A 15,533-nucleotide genomic window follows, 5' to 3' on the forward strand; every position below is an offset into this window, starting at 1 on the left:
ATATGATTTCAATCATAGGAGTGAATTATTTAGCGAATTTTTTGGTTCCTGCTACACAAAGAATCACTCCAACGGTAATCCCTAGCATTCCCGCGCTTACCTGTTCGTGAAGAAAATAGGCAGCCAATCCTAATCCGAAAAAAGGCTGTAAAAGCTGCAACTGCCCTACTGTTGCAATCCCACCTTGCGCCAAACCTTTATACCAAAAGATAAAACCAATGAACATACTGAAAATTGAAATATATCCTAAACCAAACCATCCGTTAAAGCTTACTTCTCTCACATTTGCAGGAAAATAAATAAAAAATAACGGAATCATAATGGGTAAAGCTAAGATCAACGCCCAGGAAATTACCTGCCATCCGCCTAAGGTTTTTGATAATTTAGCCCCTTCCGCATAGCCTAAGCCACACAAAACAACCGCTGCAAACATTAAAATATCTCCCATCGGGTTTGCTGAAATCCCCTGAAACACCGCAAAACCAACAACCAAAGCACTTCCTATAATCGAGAAAAGCCAGAATACAGGATGAGGTCTTTCTCCGCCGCGCATCACTCCGAAAATAGCCGTCATCATCGGTAACATTCCTAAAAATACAATCGAATGCGCAGAAGTAATATATTGTACAGCCAAAGCTGAAAGTAAAGGAAAACCAATCACACAACCTATTGAGACAAGCAGTAATGAAAAAATCTGATCTTTTGCGGGACGCTTTTCTTTATTGATTAAAATAACAGATAATGCTAAAATGCCCGCAATTCCGGCTCTTGCAATCGTTACAAAAAGCGGACTCATCTCCATGACAGCCAATTTGGTTGCCGGCATTCCGCCACTGAAGATCACCACTCCGATAAAACCGTTGATCCATCCGTTGATGCTTTGGTCTTTTGATATTGTATTTGTTACCATTGAAATCTAATTTATTGGTCGGTTCAAAATTAAAAAGGAAAAATAAATAAACACAGCCCCAGTTTTGTATATTTGCATGAGCACAGTTTAATATGAACAAAGAATTTTTATATACAGAAATTGCCGGAGGTATTGCTTCACAAATCAGAAACGGAGTTTTAAAATCAGGAGATAAATTACCTTCTGTACGAAGGCTTTGCCACGAACATCAAATCAGCATGAACACGGCAAAACGTGTTTTCCTGGAACTGGAATCGCAATCTTTGATTGAATCTAAACCGCAATCGGGATATTTTGTCAGCAAATTATTATCGGTAAAACTTCCGCTTCCGGAAATCAGCCGCCCGTCTTTAATTGCCAATAATGTAGAACCCGACGAACTCATCAGTAAGGTATATGAAAATATCGGTAAAAAAGACATGACCATATTTTCCATCGGAATTCCCTCAGGAGATTTGCTTCCTCAGGCTAAGCTTAAAAAAGAGATCATCAATGCCACAAGAGAGCTTAAAGAAGGCGGAACTGAATTTGAAGAACTTCAGGGAAATTTAAAATTGAGAAGAATGATTGCGGTTCGCTCTCTAGCATGGGGCGGAAACCTCAGCGAAAATGATCTGGTAACCACCAACGGTGGAATGAATGCCCTATCTTTTTGTCTTATGGCCTTAGGAAAACCCGGCGACACAATTGCCATCGAAAGCCCTTGTTATCCGGGAATTTTACAGCTGGCAAACGGTTTGGGCTTACAAGTTTTAGAATTACCTACTCATCCCATTACTGGAATTGAAATTGAGGCGTTGAAAAAAGCAATTCCGAAGATCGATCTGTGTCTTTTAATTCCGAATTATAATGCGCCGTTGGGAAGTTTAATGTCGGACGAAAATAAAAAAGAAGTAGTAAAACTGTTGTCGGAAAATAATATTCCGCTGATTGAAGATGATGTTTACGGAGACCTTTATTTTGGTTCGAATCGTCCTAAATGCTGCAAGTCTTTTGATAAGGAAGGAAATGTTTTGTATTGCAGTTCGATTTCCAAAACACTTGCTCCGGGCTATCGGGTTGGATGGATTGCTCCCGGAAAATACAAAGATAAAATACTGAAAATGAAGTTGCTTCATGCCACCTCATCCATCACCATTGTGAATGAAGCGGTTGCCAATTTTTTAAAATCCGGAAAATATGAAAAACATTTGCACCAACTTCGCAAAACGTTACAGAATAATTATCAAAACTACGTTCAAACCATCGCAGAACATTTTCCGGAAGGTACAAAAACGAGCCGTCCACAAGGCGGACTTTCACTTTGGGTAGAGTTTGACCAGAATATTAAAACCAATGAATTGTACGATTTAGCCATCAAGCAAAATATCAGCATTGCGCCTGGAAGAATGTTTACGCTTCAGGAGCAATTCGACAATTGTATGCGCCTTTGCATCGGGCTTCCGTGGAATGAAAATACAGAATCCAGTTTAATAAAAGTCGGAAAACTCGCTAAATTGATTCAATAAAACGCTAATCAGCGGATTGCTCATTAGCCTTGAATATTTTAAGCTATTTATTATCCGGAACGAAATTTTTTCGTGCTAGTTCTTTTCTTACACGACTCAGACTTTCAGGCGTGATTCCTAAATAGGAAGCAATCATCCATTGAGGAACTCTCAACAATAAATCCGGATACATTTTGATGAATTTCATGTATCGTTCTTCAGCGGTTTCACCCAATAAAGAGTTGATTCTGTCCTGAAGACTTTTGATATGTTTCTGAACCAAAATATCACTCTTTTCCAGACTGTTAGGGAATTCTCCGACCAATTTACTGATGAAATCGGGATGCAGTAAAAGCACCTCAGAATCTTCAACCGCTTCTATATAATATATTGATTTTTCATTGAAATATAAGCTGCTTCGGTCGGAAGTCAGCCAGCTTTCAGGGGCAAACTGAATAATATGTTCTTTCCCGTTTTTATCGATAGAATACATTTTCAGCAATCCTTTTTCCACGAAATAAATATGTCTACAAACCTCGCCATATTGCAGGAGAAACTGGTTTTTAGAGACTTTTTTTACTTCGTAGTGCAGACTGCACATATTCACTTTTTCTAAGGGAACATTTAATACTTTTGCCAGATAATTATTAATATTTTTCATGTGTTTACAGAAGCTGACTTAGAGATATATCCTGATGAGAAGCATTGTTAACTGCTACTCCGTTTTCTATAACGATAAATTGAGGGCTTTCATGGCGAATTCCCAGATCTTCAGCAATTTTATTAGACAAAGCTCTATGAGCCAATAAATCGAGATAATAGAGTTCTTGACCAAACTCATTTTGATTTTCGACTTCTTTTTCAAAATTTCTCAAGACTGTTTTGCTGATAAAACAACTAGTAGAATGTTTGAAAATTCCAATTTTATAGGCATAAGAATTTTCAATCGCTACTTTTAAATCTGCTTCATCTTCTATCTTTTTCCAGAAAGATTTCTGTTCCGAAGCCTCACTTTTGCCGCCAAATATTTTATCAAAAAAACTCATACGTTAAACTGTTTTAAATGATGATCGAGGTGTTTATATTCCAAAAATCCCCAATCTTTCTCTTTCATTTCTCCGAAAAGCCGATGACTACTTGGTAAATTATGTTTTTGATATACTTCCCAATATTCATCCAGCGTCTTTAGCAGGTTTTTCCTGCCTTCATCGAAATTACATTCAAAATTAACGATTAGTTTTTGAAAAGTTGGCATATTTCGAGGAATTCCGTTATTGAAAATCTGCATTTCTTTTTTAGTTAAAATTCCGATGGCTTTAAAAAAAGGATTAATCTCCGGAATTTCAATTTTCCGAATCGGAATTTGCAGCACCAAATGGCAATGACAAAGCATTTGAGAAACATCCATAGTTCCCCATCTACGTTGAGAATTTTCGCTGAGATTTGAAATTCTCTCTATAATTTCGTTAAAATAAATTCGATTGTGAATACTTTTCTTTACCAACCTTTTTCTGTCTTAAGATTGTCGATATGCGCAAAATGATGATTACAGTGCCAAACATACATCGCCAGGCAGTTTCTTAGATCATAATCTGCGTTTTGCTCCGGATGATGAAAAGTTCTCGAAAACTGCTCATGAAAAATCTGTTTCAGTAAAGCAGCCCATCTTTGGTGAGTTCCTTTTAGCATTCTTAAAGCAGGTTTTATAGGCATTGAAAGGCTGTCTGGAAGTTCTGCCCATTTTGCCTCATCATAAGGTTTAATCGTTGGATTATCCTCTGTTAAAGCCAATTTAAAACGGGTAAAACTATTGATATGGCTGTCTGCCAAGTGATTTACAAGCTGTCTCACCGTCCAGCCGCCTTCTCGATAAGGAGTATCCAGCTGCTCATCTGACCAACCTTCAACAACTTTTTTTATTCTCTTTGGAAAATCTTCGATCACATTAATATAATCTGATATATCTGCATCGCTAATATATTCAGGTTGCTGAAACTGACCGATCGGAAATTTCTTTTGTTCTAAGTTGCTCATCTTTAATTATAGTTTTTAATACGCTAAACAGAATAACAGCGTCTTTATCTTTTAAATAATACAACATCTTATTTTTATAATTATCATTTCGAGAGAAAATCATAAAATGATGGTGATATTGTTTCAATTCTAGATCGTTAAAAAGAATTTCTTTTTTATCAAATCTAATTCTATCTTCTACAATTTCAATTCCAGAAACGTTGAATTTTTCGTTGTTTTTGAACTTTAAATAATAATCATAACAAATATTACCAATGATTTTATCCCACAATTCATCAATAATATCACAATACAATTGATGTTTTTCGTCTAATTTTCTTCTGTAGAAAAGTTTAAAGAATATTTTAAGTTCTTTGTTTGATTTATCTCGGATGAAAAATTGATATTCTCTTCCAATGGTAAATTTGTATCCATCGATAAAATGAATTCCGTAGCGAATTCCGGCAATATCTTCTTTATTGAGAATGGTAAAAAGATCGTTGTTATGATCTTTGTTTTCAAATTTTATAAAATTTTCGTCAATGATTAATGATCGTTTTCTAGTATCAAATAATCCGCGGACGATTGTAAATTCCTTCATAAAATATCAATGTGTCTGCTATATATTACAGACGGTTTCTGAGTATTAGTTTTTGTAAATGTATCAAAATTTCAAGAATATTATTGATGAAAAAAAATGAATGATTAAAGATGAATGATTTTAGTAAAATCAAATATAAAAAAAGCCTCAATTCTAAAATTGAAGCTCTATATTTTAATTAATAACCGTGTAGATTAACATCCTCGGTTCTCTGCAAAGTCACCTTTTTTCCCATTTTCTTTTGAATCACTCTGAAATGTTGTAATTCATCGTCTGTCAGAATGTTTATTGCGGTTCCTTTTTCATTCGCACGCCCCGTTCTACCGATTCTGTGAATATAATCTAACGGAGATCGCGGCAATTCGTAATTGATGACATAAGGCAAAGATTCGATATGAATTCCCCGACCAATCAAGTCTGTCGCTACCAAAATCTGTGCTCCACTCGATTTAAATTCTTCAAGATTATTTCTTCTTGCACCCTGTGATTTCTGACTGTGAATCGCAACCGCTTTAATTTTATTTTTCTTTAATTTTTCAACCAAATTATCGGCAGATCTTGTAGAAGAGACAAATATCAAAGCTTTTTCAATATTTTTTTCTTTAATTAAATATCTCAAAAATGGACCTTTGTTTTCCGGAGAAACGTGGTAAGCCAGTTGTTCAATATTATCAATTTCCACTTCCTCTTTTTTAATCTCGATCATCACAGGATTGATTGATAAACGCTCTTTCATTTCTGCAACTTTATCATTTAAAGTCGCTGAAAATAAAGTCGTTTGTTTAGCAACAGGCATCATGGCAAAAAGTTTATTCATTTCCTCACCAAAACCTAGCTGAAACATTTTATCTGCTTCATCAATCACCAAATGTTTAATCCTGGAGATACTTACCGCTTTATGTTCTATCAAATCCAACAAACGGCCGGGCGTTGCGATAATAACTTCTACTCCAAACATTCCCTTCATCTGCGGATTGATGGAAACTCCGCCATAGACAGCCATCGTACGGATTTCACGCTTTAAATTATCGGTAAAAGCTCTGAAAACCTCATCGATCTGAATCGCCAATTCTCTTGTAGGAACCAATATCAAAACTTCTACATTACGATCTTTTTTAACCTCCGCATTTTGCAATTTCTCTAAAATAGGCATGACGAAACAAGCCGTTTTTCCGGAACCTGTCTGTGCAATTCCCATCAGGTCTTTGCCCTGCAAAATAACAGGAACAGCCTGCTCCTGAATAGGAAATGGCTTCAGATAACCTAATTTATTGACCGATCGAATGATATTGTGTGATAATCCTAAAGATTCAAATGACATAAAAAAACTTATTTCCTGCAAAGGTAAGCTATTGGCAGCTCTTTACCGATTGAAACCGACTTCTGTTGCAATTATTTTTACTTTTTATTTTAATTTTTATTAATAAAATGCCGATTTGTCCGATAAATAAAAATTGGAAAGTTTTTTGAGCAGTAGATTTTTGTAAATTTATCAAAAAAATTCAAGGATTTTAAATATGAAAAAAGCATTAATAATAGTAGATGTACAGAATGATTTTTGTGAAGGTGGCGCATTAGCCGTTCCGGGAGCAAATGAAGTGATTCCTTATATCAACCTTCTGATGGAGGAAAATGAATATGATCAAATTATCCTTACACAAGACTGGCATCCGGCAAATCACAAAAGTTTTGCAAGCAATAATGGCAGAAAGGTTGGTGAAAGTATTATCTTAAACGGTGTTCCGCAATTTATGTGGCCAGATCACTGTATTCAGGATACTTTTGGAGCAGATTTCCATAAAGATTTAAATAAAGATAAAGTAACGCATATTGTTCAAAAGGGAAAAAATACTGAAATTGATGCGTACAGCGGTTTTCAGGATAACAACCATTTTATGAAAACAGGACTGGATGATTTCTTAAAATATCACGAAATTCAATTGGTAGAAATCGTAGGTTTAGCGATGGATTATTGTGTGAAATTCACCTGTACAGATGCGGTTGCTAACGGATATGTAACTTGTCTACACTTCAACGGAACGCGTGCTGTAAATGTAAAACCGGATAATGGCAGAGATGCGATTTATGAAATGATCCAAAAGGGCGTGACTGTTTTAGGGTAATGCTCAAAAATAACAAAAAAGACGTTGAAAAATATTCAACGTCTTTCTATTTTTTAAACTTAAAATTAACTTGATTAAAGCATTTTAAGATTATTTACTTCCTGTTCTGAAAGAATTCTCCAGTGTCCGCGTTTGATGTTTTTCTTTGTTAATCCTGCGAACATTACTCTGTCTAGCGCTTCTACCTCGTATCCTAATCTTTGGAAAATTCTTCTGATGACACGGTTCCATCCGATGTGGATCTCGATCCCAACTTCATTTTTAGGCTTACCTTCAATGAAAGAAATTTGATCTACTTCTGCAACACCTTCATCCAAACGAATTCCTTCAGCGATCAATTTCATATCTTCATGGGTTAATTTCTTATCCAATGTTACATGATAAATTTTCTTCGCATCGAAAGAAGGGTGCGTTAATTTTTTCGTCATGTGACCATCATTCGTTAACAAAATAACACCGGTTGTAGAACGATCCAATCTTCCGACAGGGAAAACACGGTAAGGAGAAGCATTTGCTACCAAATCCATTACTGTTTTTCTTGCTTTGTCGTCTTTTGTAGTAGAAATATAACCTTTTGGCTTATTTAATAGTACATAAACTGGCTTTTCCGGCGTAATGCTTTGTCCGTCGAATACCACTTTATCCGTTTTCTGAACCTGATAGCCCATTTCAGTTACTACTTTTCCGTTTACTTCTACCAAACCTTGAGTAATCAGCTCATCGGCCTCTCTTCTGCTACAAATTCCTGAGTTGGCAATAAATTTATTAAGACGGATAGTATCTTTATGAACATCCTTTTCTATTTTATTCAGTCTTCTTTTTTGTACGAAAGATTTTGCGCCGTCTTTATTTCTATCATCACCATTTCCCGGTCTTCTTCCGTATTTTAAGCTACCTCTTTCATACTTATCTCTGGTGTCGAAAGTATTTGCAGGTCTGCTTCCTCCTCTTTTCGGTGCAGATTTTCCAAAAGTTTTTCTCTCTTCACTCGAATTGGTAATAAAGTCTGTTTGTTCAGTTTTTCCAAATTTCCTATCCATTCTATCTTGGTAACTTGTGCCACCCGTCTTTCTTGAATCAGAATTTCTCTCTCCAGCCTTTGGAAATGATTTTTTGAAAGGTTTTGATCCAGAAGAATTTCCAGATCTTGAAGCACGAGAGTCATCAGAATTATTTCTTGTTGAACTTCTTGGTTTCTTTGGTCTTCCTGAATTATTGTCTCTGCTCATGCTAAAATATTTTTGCAAAGATAGTAATTTAGTTACGAGTTAAAAATTAAGAATCATAACTTTGCATAATAGTTTATTTTTAACTTGATATAAAATTCAAAAATGATAACAATAGTAGATGATAATTTTTCTCAATTAAACGACTTTCTTCACGAAAAATCTTTCAGCAAAATCTTTATTTTAGTTGATGAAAATACACATGAATATTGTCTTCCTACTCTTTTGGGAAATATGGAGACTGATTTGGGATTTGAAATTCTGGAGATTGAAGCAGGTGAAGAAATGAAAAATATTCAGACAGCGAACCAGCTTTGGGAAATTTTGACAGAAATGCAGGCGGATAGAAAAGCACTGATTATCAATCTTGGTGGCGGCGTGATTACGGATATGGGCGGTTTTGTGGCTTCTACTTATAAAAGAGGAATTCAGTTCATTAATATCCCCACTACCCTTTTATCGATGTGTGATGCTTCTATTGGCGGGAAAACGGGGATCGATCTGATGCATTATAAAAACATGGTCGGAACTTTCACTTTTCCGGAAAAAATCTTTGTTTATCCTAAATTTTTAGAAACTCTTCCTTTTAAAGAATTAAGAAGCGGATTTGCAGAAATGCTGAAACACGGATTAATTGCTGATAAAGCACATTGGGAAAGTTTAACTCAAATTCATAAATTAGACATTGAAGGTATCATTCCTCACATTCAAACGTCGATGGATATTAAACAAAATGTTGTGGAAGCAGACTTTCACGAAAAAAACATCAGAAAGACATTAAATTTCGGTCATACGATTGGTCATGCGATCGAAAGTTTATGTTTAAGCCAGGGAAATCCTATTCTTCACGGAGAAGCTGTGGCAATGGGAATGATTTCTGAAGCGCATTTGTCTTATTTGGAAGGTTTAATTTCTGAAGAAGATTCAACAGCGATTATTGAAAACATTCAGAGATACTATCCTTATTTAGATATCAGCGATTTTAAAGATGAAGATATTTTTAGCTTATTATTGAATGATAAAAAGAATGCAGACAGTAAAATTAATTTCTCTTTGCTTACAGGAATTGGTTCTTGCAACTTCGATCATCAATGTAGTCAGAAAAATATTCATCAATCTTTAGACTTTTATAGAAAATTAATTCAGCCTGAATTGTAATTTTTTACTTTTTTGTTGAAATTAAATTTGAGATTCAGATAATAAATAATTCTTCAAAAAATATTTAAACAAACATTTAATTAAGTTTAATTATTTGAATTTCAATTAAATAAAATCAAAAACCGTTCTTCATCGAGCGGTTTTTTCATTGATTTTAATCATAAAAATATTTTTTGGCAAGCAATTTGAAAGATACTCTGCGTCTCACGGTAAAACGGAGACAGTAGTAAAATTTAAAATTAGAAATAGTAAAATATTAAAAAATTAAAGTTATGAAAAAGTTAATTTTAGGATTAGCAGTAACTGCAAGTTCATTGGCATTCGCTCAGCAGACTCCAACAACATCTACTAACCCGGTAACATTCGGTATTAAAGGTGGGATGAACGTTTCTTCACTAAGTAAAGGTGCAGATCTTGATGATTCAAAATCTAAAATCGGTTTCAACGCAGGTGTTTTTGCAAACATTCCGGTAGCAACTAATTTCAGCATTCAGCCAGAGGTTATTTATAACGATCTAGGTTCAAAATCTACTAGAAAAACTAATTTCTTAGGAAATGAATACAGATCAGATTATTCTACTAACTTAGGATATGTAGCTGTACCGGTAATGTTCCAGTATAATGTTATTCCAAACCTTTATTTAGAAGCAGGTCCGGAATTTGGTTTCTTGGTAAGTGCTAAAGATAAATTAAAAACTTCTACTAACGGAAATACAGATGCTACCTCAACATCTACTTTGAATAAAGATGATTTCCAAACCTTTAACTTCGGTATCGGTATTGGTGCAGGATATTATTTCACAGATAATTTGGGGCTTACAGCAAGATATACCGCTGGGGTAACAGATATCTTTAAAAACAACTCTGGTGATGCTGTGAGAAACAACGTTTTCCAAGTTGGTTTAGCTTTCAAATTTAAATAATCGAAAGTTTCTTCATATAACAAATTTAATATATTCAATAGAAAGTCAGGCTTAGGTCTGACTTTTTTCTTTTTAATAACCAACACTTTAAGATTTCATTAAGCTAAAATTTGGTTTTATTTAACTTTTGGCAAGTTATTTGATAAATACCCCTCAGGAAGTAATTAATATAATAAAGAAATAGTAAATAATTATGAAAAAATTATTATTAGGTTTAGCAGTAGTTGCAGGTTCATTTACTTTTGCACAAACATTTGGTTTGAAAGCAGGTTTGAATGTTTCTTCTATTTCGCATGACGAAATGAAAGCTAAAGCAGGATTTTATGGAGGAGCTTTCGTAAATATTCCTGTTGCTAAAGATTTCAGTGTACAGCCGGAAGTTTTATATAACGGTGCAGGAGCAAAATTTGATGATTCAAGTGACGATAAAATTAACTTAAGTTATATCTCAGTTCCGGTAATGTTCCAATATAACGCTCTTCCGAATCTTTATTTAGAAGCAGGTCCTCAATTTAGTTTCTTAATCGATTCTAAATATAAAGGAAACAGTGTTTCTGTAGATTCTGATGATTTTAAAGGTTTTGATTTCGGGATCGGTCTTGGAGCAGGATATTATGTTACTAAAAATATTGGTATAACAGCAAGATTCGTAGCAGGATTAACAGATGTTGCAAAGAAAGTTGGAAACTATCAACTTGAAGGTAAAAACAATGTATTCCAAATTGGTTTAGCTTATAAGTTTAAATAACAAATTTTTGATTTCAATAGAAAAGGCCAGGTTTATTTATTTAAGCCTGGCCTTTTCATGTTTTTTCTATTTATTTAAATCAATTATTTGAAATTTAATACAACCTACAATTAAATTCATTTCAATTTTATTTTTCTGATATTTTTAGTTGTAATCTTACAAAACACACTTCATTTTTCCTAAAACTAAGTTTATAATTAGCCTTGATTTTTTTATTTCAAAATTATTTCTAACTACAAATTTTAGATAATTTGATTAAAAATAAATTACAAAAACTCTCTGCAAGTTGATAAATTTTAACATAAAATGAGAAAAAATAGACTATTTTAAACTGTTAAATACAGCACATACAACACTGTAAATTAACAACATAAGAGTTTGGCAAGCTATTTGCAAAGTAAAACAATGTCTGATTAAACGATTAGGCGAAAATTTAAATAGTAAAATTAAAAAACAAAATTATGAATAAGTTATTTCTAGGACTAGCATTAGTCGCTGGTACTTTATCTTTCGCTCAAGAAACTACAGAAGCAAAACCAGTAACTCCAATCAACAAAGAAAAAGAGCCGGTAAGATTCGGTATTAAAGGTGGGGCTAACGCAACACAGTTCAGCGAACAGAAATTGAGTGCTAAAAACCAGAAAATAGGATTTAATGCCGGGGTTTTTGTTAATATTCCTTTATCTCAGAAATTTGCCATCCAGCCAGAGGTTTTATACAACCAAATGGGAGCAAAGAGCGTAGTAGCTTCTTCTGAAGTAACAACCGGGAGTACAACCGTAAAAACTGAAAAAGACTTCACAACCTCTTTAAACTATATTTCCGTTCCATTAATGTTACAAATGAAGCCTGCTGATAATTTTTATGTTGAAGCCGGACCTGAATTCAGCTATTTCTTAGACGGGAAAAATAAAGGGGATACAAAAGTTACAACAACTACAGGAAGCAGCACAACAACGCAAACTCAGTCGAACTCTGAAAGCATTGATAAAGATGATATCAGAAAATTCAATGTAGGAATGGGTCTTGGTTTAGGATACTACTTCACAAAGAATTTGGGTGTTAATGCGAGATATGTAACTAGTTTTACTCACCTTGCTAATAATTCAGGGGTTGCTGAGGCTAATAAAAATATCAACACCAACCAAGTTTTCCAATTAGGATTAAACTATAAATTCTAGTACGTTTTAACATACATATATAACCAATTTTAATTTCAAATGAAAAGGTCAGACTTAATTGTCTGACCTTTCGTTTTTTTATTTAAACTAAAATTTTTAATTAAATAATTCCACTTCTTCTCCTTTTCCTACAGGATATTCTTCTGTAAAACATCCAAAGCAGTGGTTGGATGACCCTAAAATTACTTTTAAGTTCTCTGTGCTTAAAAATTCTAAAGAGTCAACTCCCAAGTAATCTCTAAGCTCTTCTGTTGTCATATTTGCAGAGATCAAATCATCTTTCGAAGGTGTATCGATTCCTAAATAACAAGGTGCAATAATTGGCGGAGAAACACTTCTAAAGTGAATTTCCTTTACACCAGCTTCTTTAAGGATCTTTACTAATCTCTTAGACGTTGTTCCACGAACGATAGAGTCGTCAATAATCACCACCCTTTTGTCTTTGATCTCAGAAATAATCGGGTTCAGCTTCAAATTAACAATTCTCTCTCTCATTTCCTGAGTCGGCACGATAAAACTTCTTCCGATGTATCTGTTTTTAATCAGAACCGGACGGAAAGGAATTCCAGAAGCCTTAGAAAACCCAATTGCGGCAGGAACTCCCGAATCGGGAACTCCAATTACAAGGTCAGCATCTACAGGAGCCTGTTCCCAGATTTTTTCTCCCGATTTTTCTCTGATTTCGTAAACGTTGATATTTTCTAAAGATGAGTCAGGTCTTGCAAAATAAATGTACTCGAAAGAACAGATTCTTTGCTTTGCCTTTGCTTCATCCACCATGATCGAGTGAAGTTTTCCAGGCTCGTTTTCATTGGTATAAATGATCTCTCCCGGTAAAATATCACGAACATACTGCGCTCCAACAGCATCTAAAGCCACAGATTCTGAAGCTACAACGTAAGAATTTTCGTTGATTGCTCCTAAAACCAAAGGTCTGATTCCGTTGAAATCTCTAAATGCGAAGAATTTATTTCTCGTCATTCCCACAACTGAATAGGCACCTTCAATTTTCTCCATCGTCGCTTTGATCGCTCCACGAAGTCCAAGATCAAGATTTTTTTGAATTAATCTTAAAATAACCTCAGAATCGGAAGTTGCTCTGAACACAACACCTTCAGCTTCCAACTGAGCTTTCAATTCTTTCGCATTGGTTAAATTACCATTGTGCGCGATAGAAAGTATAATTTGGTCATATTCGTTTTTTGCGAAAAATGGCTGGAAATTATATTTCTTTTTATCTCCCGCAGTCGTATAACGAGTGTGTCCGATTGCAGAATTTCCCATAAAAGTTTCAGGATCAGCGATCTCTTTATAAACGTCTAAAACCAAACCTTCATCTTTCATGTTGGTGATTTTTCCGTCTTTAAGAACAGAAATACCACACGCTTCCTGACCTCTGTGCTGTAACGCAAAAAGCCCGAATTGCGAAAGAGAAAACGTATCCAAATCGTTATCAGAATACATTCCGAAGATTCCGCACTCCTCGTTGGGAGCGTCTAATCTCTCTTCTTCCTGCGTTCTGAAAAGATTTCTTCCGTAGGTTTGGGTTTCAAACTGTTTTAAATATTCACTTTTATGAATGTCTAAACTTTTCATTTCTATTTTTTCTAAATTTTGATGATGGAAGCTGGGAGCCTGAAGTCTGAAGTTTACAACTAAACTTTCTATTTTACCGATAAACTTCCAGCCTCCAACTTCTGGCTTCTGGCCTAATAATTATTTAGCAAGTACAGTTTTCAATCTGTTATAGATCTCAACGTAAGCTTCAGTAACTTCACCAAGATCTCTTCTGAATCTGTCTTTATCCAACTTCTTCATGGTATCTTTATCCCAAAGTCTGCAAGTATCAGGAGAAATTTCGTCTGCAAGGATGATTTCACCATCAGCAGTTTTTCCTAATTCGATTTTGAAGTCTACAAGGATGATATTCATTTTGTCGAAAAGATCGATTAAGATTTCGTTGATGTCTGAAGTTAATTCATACATTTCGTCAAGCTCTTCATACGTTGCAGCTCCTAAAAAAACAGCATGATGATCGTTGATAAGCGGATCTCCCAACTCGTCTTTTTTGTAGCAGATATCGAAGATCGTTACCGGAGATTTAATTCCTTCTTCAACTCCTAATCTTTGAGCCATGCTTCCTGCAGAATAGTTTCTAACCACCATTTCCAAAGGAATGATAGATACTTTCTTTACCAATTGCTCTCTTTCGTCCAATTGTTTAATGAAATGAGTCTTAATCCCTTTTTCATTTAAATATTCAAAAATAAGAGTCGTGATGGCGTTGTTCATTTCGCCTTTCAAATCAACAGAACCTCTTTTCTGAGCATTAAATGCAGTAGCATCGTCTTTGAAACGTACAACTACTTCATTAGGATTATCGGTAGCAAATACTTGTTTTGCCTTACCTTCGTACAACATTTCTAACTTTTCCATTTTCAAAAATTACTTTTTATTAGATTTATATTTATTTAATTAAAATTCCTGTTAAAACAGCCATTCCAAAACTCAAAAGTGTCCCGATTAAAACATATTCAGTCAACTTTCTTTGCTTGGCCTGTGCCAGATCGCTAAACCTGAAAACAGATTTCGCTGCGATCATAAAACCTACGCCCTCCCAGTGATTCACCATGATAAAAGTGAAAACAAGCAAGCGTTCTAAAATCCCTATATATTTACCGGCACTCGATAAAGATTCGGTTTCTACATTATTTTCAGTCTCCGGAGCGGGCGTCCATGAAGACAATAATATTTTAATAAAAATAGAAGCAGGTGTTGTTAAAAACAAAGCTGCCATCAAAATTTTCAGAAAGTTCTGATCTTTAAAAAATTCAATATTGAATTCATTAAAAAAGAAAGAGACACTTCCGATTACGGCAATATGTAAAGCCTGATCGATAAAAAACCAGATCTTTTTATTATGAATTGTTTGAAAAGTCAGTTTTGCAGCATCAATAATAAAATGCGAAATTCCTACCAAAATAGCGACCCACCAAAGTTGTATATTCCAAAGAAAAATAAAACTTAAAATGTTGTGAATCAACACATGGATGTATAAAAATTTGCTTTTCAGTTTGCGATTTTCCTTGTCTGCAACCCATGAATTTGGCTGAAGAATAAAGTCTCCGAGTAGATGTGCCAATATGAGTTGAGTGAAAACCAT

General features: G+C 34.6%; 17 protein-coding genes. 6 read left to right on the top strand and 11 right to left on the bottom strand.

Translation table 11 applies throughout. The features are described 5' to 3' along the window. Positions 1 to 25: 25 nt before the first annotated feature. The gene (locus ABEG63_RS09390; protein WP_312398280.1) at positions 26 to 910 is read right to left on the bottom strand and encodes a DMT family transporter; all 885 of its coding nucleotides are present in this window, start codon (positions 908 to 910) and stop codon (positions 26 to 28) included. Positions 911 to 1,002: 92 nt separating this feature from the next. On the opposite strand from ABEG63_RS09390, the gene ABEG63_RS09395 reads away from it, so the two are divergent. Then, positions 1,003 to 2,418, top strand: a complete 1,416-nt coding sequence (locus ABEG63_RS09395) for a PLP-dependent aminotransferase family protein (RefSeq protein WP_346584295.1) — start codon at positions 1,003 to 1,005, stop codon at positions 2,416 to 2,418. Positions 2,419 to 2,461: 43 nt separating this feature from the next. On the opposite strand, the gene ABEG63_RS09400 is transcribed toward ABEG63_RS09395, so the two are convergent. The 6 genes from ABEG63_RS09400 to ABEG63_RS09425 form a co-directional block, all read right to left on the bottom strand. Continuing rightward, positions 2,462 to 3,058, bottom strand: a complete 597-nt coding sequence (locus ABEG63_RS09400; RefSeq protein WP_267403207.1) for a Crp/Fnr family transcriptional regulator — start codon at positions 3,056 to 3,058, stop codon at positions 2,462 to 2,464. Positions 3,059 to 3,062: 4 nt separating this feature from the next. Continuing rightward, positions 3,063 to 3,443: a bacillithiol system redox-active protein YtxJ gene (ytxJ, locus tag ABEG63_RS09405; protein ID WP_267403208.1), complete on the bottom strand. Its 381-nt coding sequence runs from the start codon at positions 3,441 to 3,443 to the stop codon at positions 3,063 to 3,065. Then, a complete protein-coding gene (locus tag ABEG63_RS09410; protein WP_346584296.1) occupies positions 3,440 to 3,901 on the bottom strand; it encodes a DUF1569 domain-containing protein in 462 nt (153 codons plus the stop codon). Before ABEG63_RS09410 ends, ytxJ begins: the two co-directional genes overlap by 4 nt. Continuing rightward, positions 3,895 to 4,431, bottom strand: coding sequence for a YfiT family bacillithiol transferase (locus tag ABEG63_RS09415; RefSeq protein WP_346584297.1), 537 nt, complete (start codon positions 4,429 to 4,431; stop codon positions 3,895 to 3,897). The genes ABEG63_RS09410 and ABEG63_RS09415 overlap by 7 nt, the downstream gene beginning before the upstream one ends. Then, complete coding sequence (locus ABEG63_RS09420) at positions 4,379 to 5,011, bottom strand: hypothetical protein (protein WP_346584298.1); 633 nt, start codon at positions 5,009 to 5,011, stop codon at positions 4,379 to 4,381. Before ABEG63_RS09420 ends, ABEG63_RS09415 begins: the two co-directional genes overlap by 53 nt. 178 nt (positions 5,012 to 5,189) lie before the next feature. Continuing rightward, positions 5,190 to 6,332, bottom strand: coding sequence for a DEAD/DEAH box helicase (locus tag ABEG63_RS09425; protein ID WP_346584299.1), 1,143 nt, complete (start codon positions 6,330 to 6,332; stop codon positions 5,190 to 5,192). A gap of 196 nt (positions 6,333 to 6,528) precedes the next feature. On the opposite strand from ABEG63_RS09425, the gene pncA reads away from it, so the two are divergent. Then, the gene (pncA, locus tag ABEG63_RS09430) at positions 6,529 to 7,134 is read left to right on the top strand and encodes a bifunctional nicotinamidase/pyrazinamidase (RefSeq protein WP_267403213.1); all 606 of its coding nucleotides are present in this window, start codon (positions 6,529 to 6,531) and stop codon (positions 7,132 to 7,134) included. A gap of 74 nt (positions 7,135 to 7,208) precedes the next feature. Here pncA and ABEG63_RS09435 read toward each other — a convergent pair whose 3' ends face one another. Next, on the bottom strand, positions 7,209 to 8,363 hold the full coding sequence (locus ABEG63_RS09435; protein ID WP_346584300.1) for a pseudouridine synthase: 1,155 nt from the start codon (positions 8,361 to 8,363) through the stop codon (positions 7,209 to 7,211). A 102-nt stretch (positions 8,364 to 8,465) separates the two neighbouring features. Here ABEG63_RS09435 and aroB point away from each other — a divergent pair, with 102 nt between their 5' ends. From aroB to ABEG63_RS09455, 4 genes are all read left to right on the top strand, one after another. Continuing rightward, positions 8,466 to 9,518 carry a 3-dehydroquinate synthase gene (gene aroB / locus ABEG63_RS09440; protein ID WP_346584301.1) on the top strand — a complete coding sequence of 351 codons (1,053 nt, stop codon included), beginning with the start codon at positions 8,466 to 8,468 and terminating at the stop codon, positions 9,516 to 9,518. Positions 9,519 to 9,790: 272 nt separating this feature from the next. Continuing rightward, positions 9,791 to 10,441 carry a porin family protein gene (locus ABEG63_RS09445; RefSeq protein ID WP_267403216.1) on the top strand — a complete coding sequence of 217 codons (651 nt, stop codon included), beginning with the start codon at positions 9,791 to 9,793 and terminating at the stop codon, positions 10,439 to 10,441. A gap of 193 nt (positions 10,442 to 10,634) precedes the next feature. Beyond that, positions 10,635 to 11,189, top strand: coding sequence for a porin family protein (locus ABEG63_RS09450; protein ID WP_346584302.1), 555 nt, complete (start codon positions 10,635 to 10,637; stop codon positions 11,187 to 11,189). 461 nt (positions 11,190 to 11,650) lie between these two features. Further along, entirely contained in the window at positions 11,651 to 12,370 is a 720-nt protein-coding gene (locus tag ABEG63_RS09455) for a porin family protein (protein ID WP_312393558.1), read from the top strand. Positions 12,371 to 12,466: 96 nt separating this feature from the next. On the opposite strand, the gene purF is transcribed toward ABEG63_RS09455, so the two are convergent. The 3 genes from purF to ABEG63_RS09470 all read right to left on the bottom strand — a co-directional run bounded on the left by purF (position 12,467) and on the right by ABEG63_RS09470 (position 15,533). Continuing rightward, entirely contained in the window at positions 12,467 to 13,966 is a 1,500-nt protein-coding gene (gene purF / locus ABEG63_RS09460) for an amidophosphoribosyltransferase (RefSeq protein ID WP_346584303.1), read from the bottom strand. A 120-nt stretch (positions 13,967 to 14,086) separates the two neighbouring features. Next, positions 14,087 to 14,806 (bottom strand): phosphoribosylaminoimidazolesuccinocarboxamide synthase, encoded by a 720-nt coding sequence (gene purC, locus ABEG63_RS09465; RefSeq protein WP_267403220.1) that lies wholly within the window; start codon positions 14,804 to 14,806, stop codon positions 14,087 to 14,089. Between the two features lie 31 nt (positions 14,807 to 14,837). Next, complete coding sequence (locus ABEG63_RS09470) at positions 14,838 to 15,533, bottom strand: DUF3307 domain-containing protein (protein WP_346584304.1); 696 nt, start codon at positions 15,531 to 15,533, stop codon at positions 14,838 to 14,840.

This window comes from Chryseobacterium sp. C39-AII1 (genome assembly GCF_039672645.1).
Classification (GTDB): Bacteria; Bacteroidota; Bacteroidia; order Flavobacteriales; family Weeksellaceae; genus Chryseobacterium.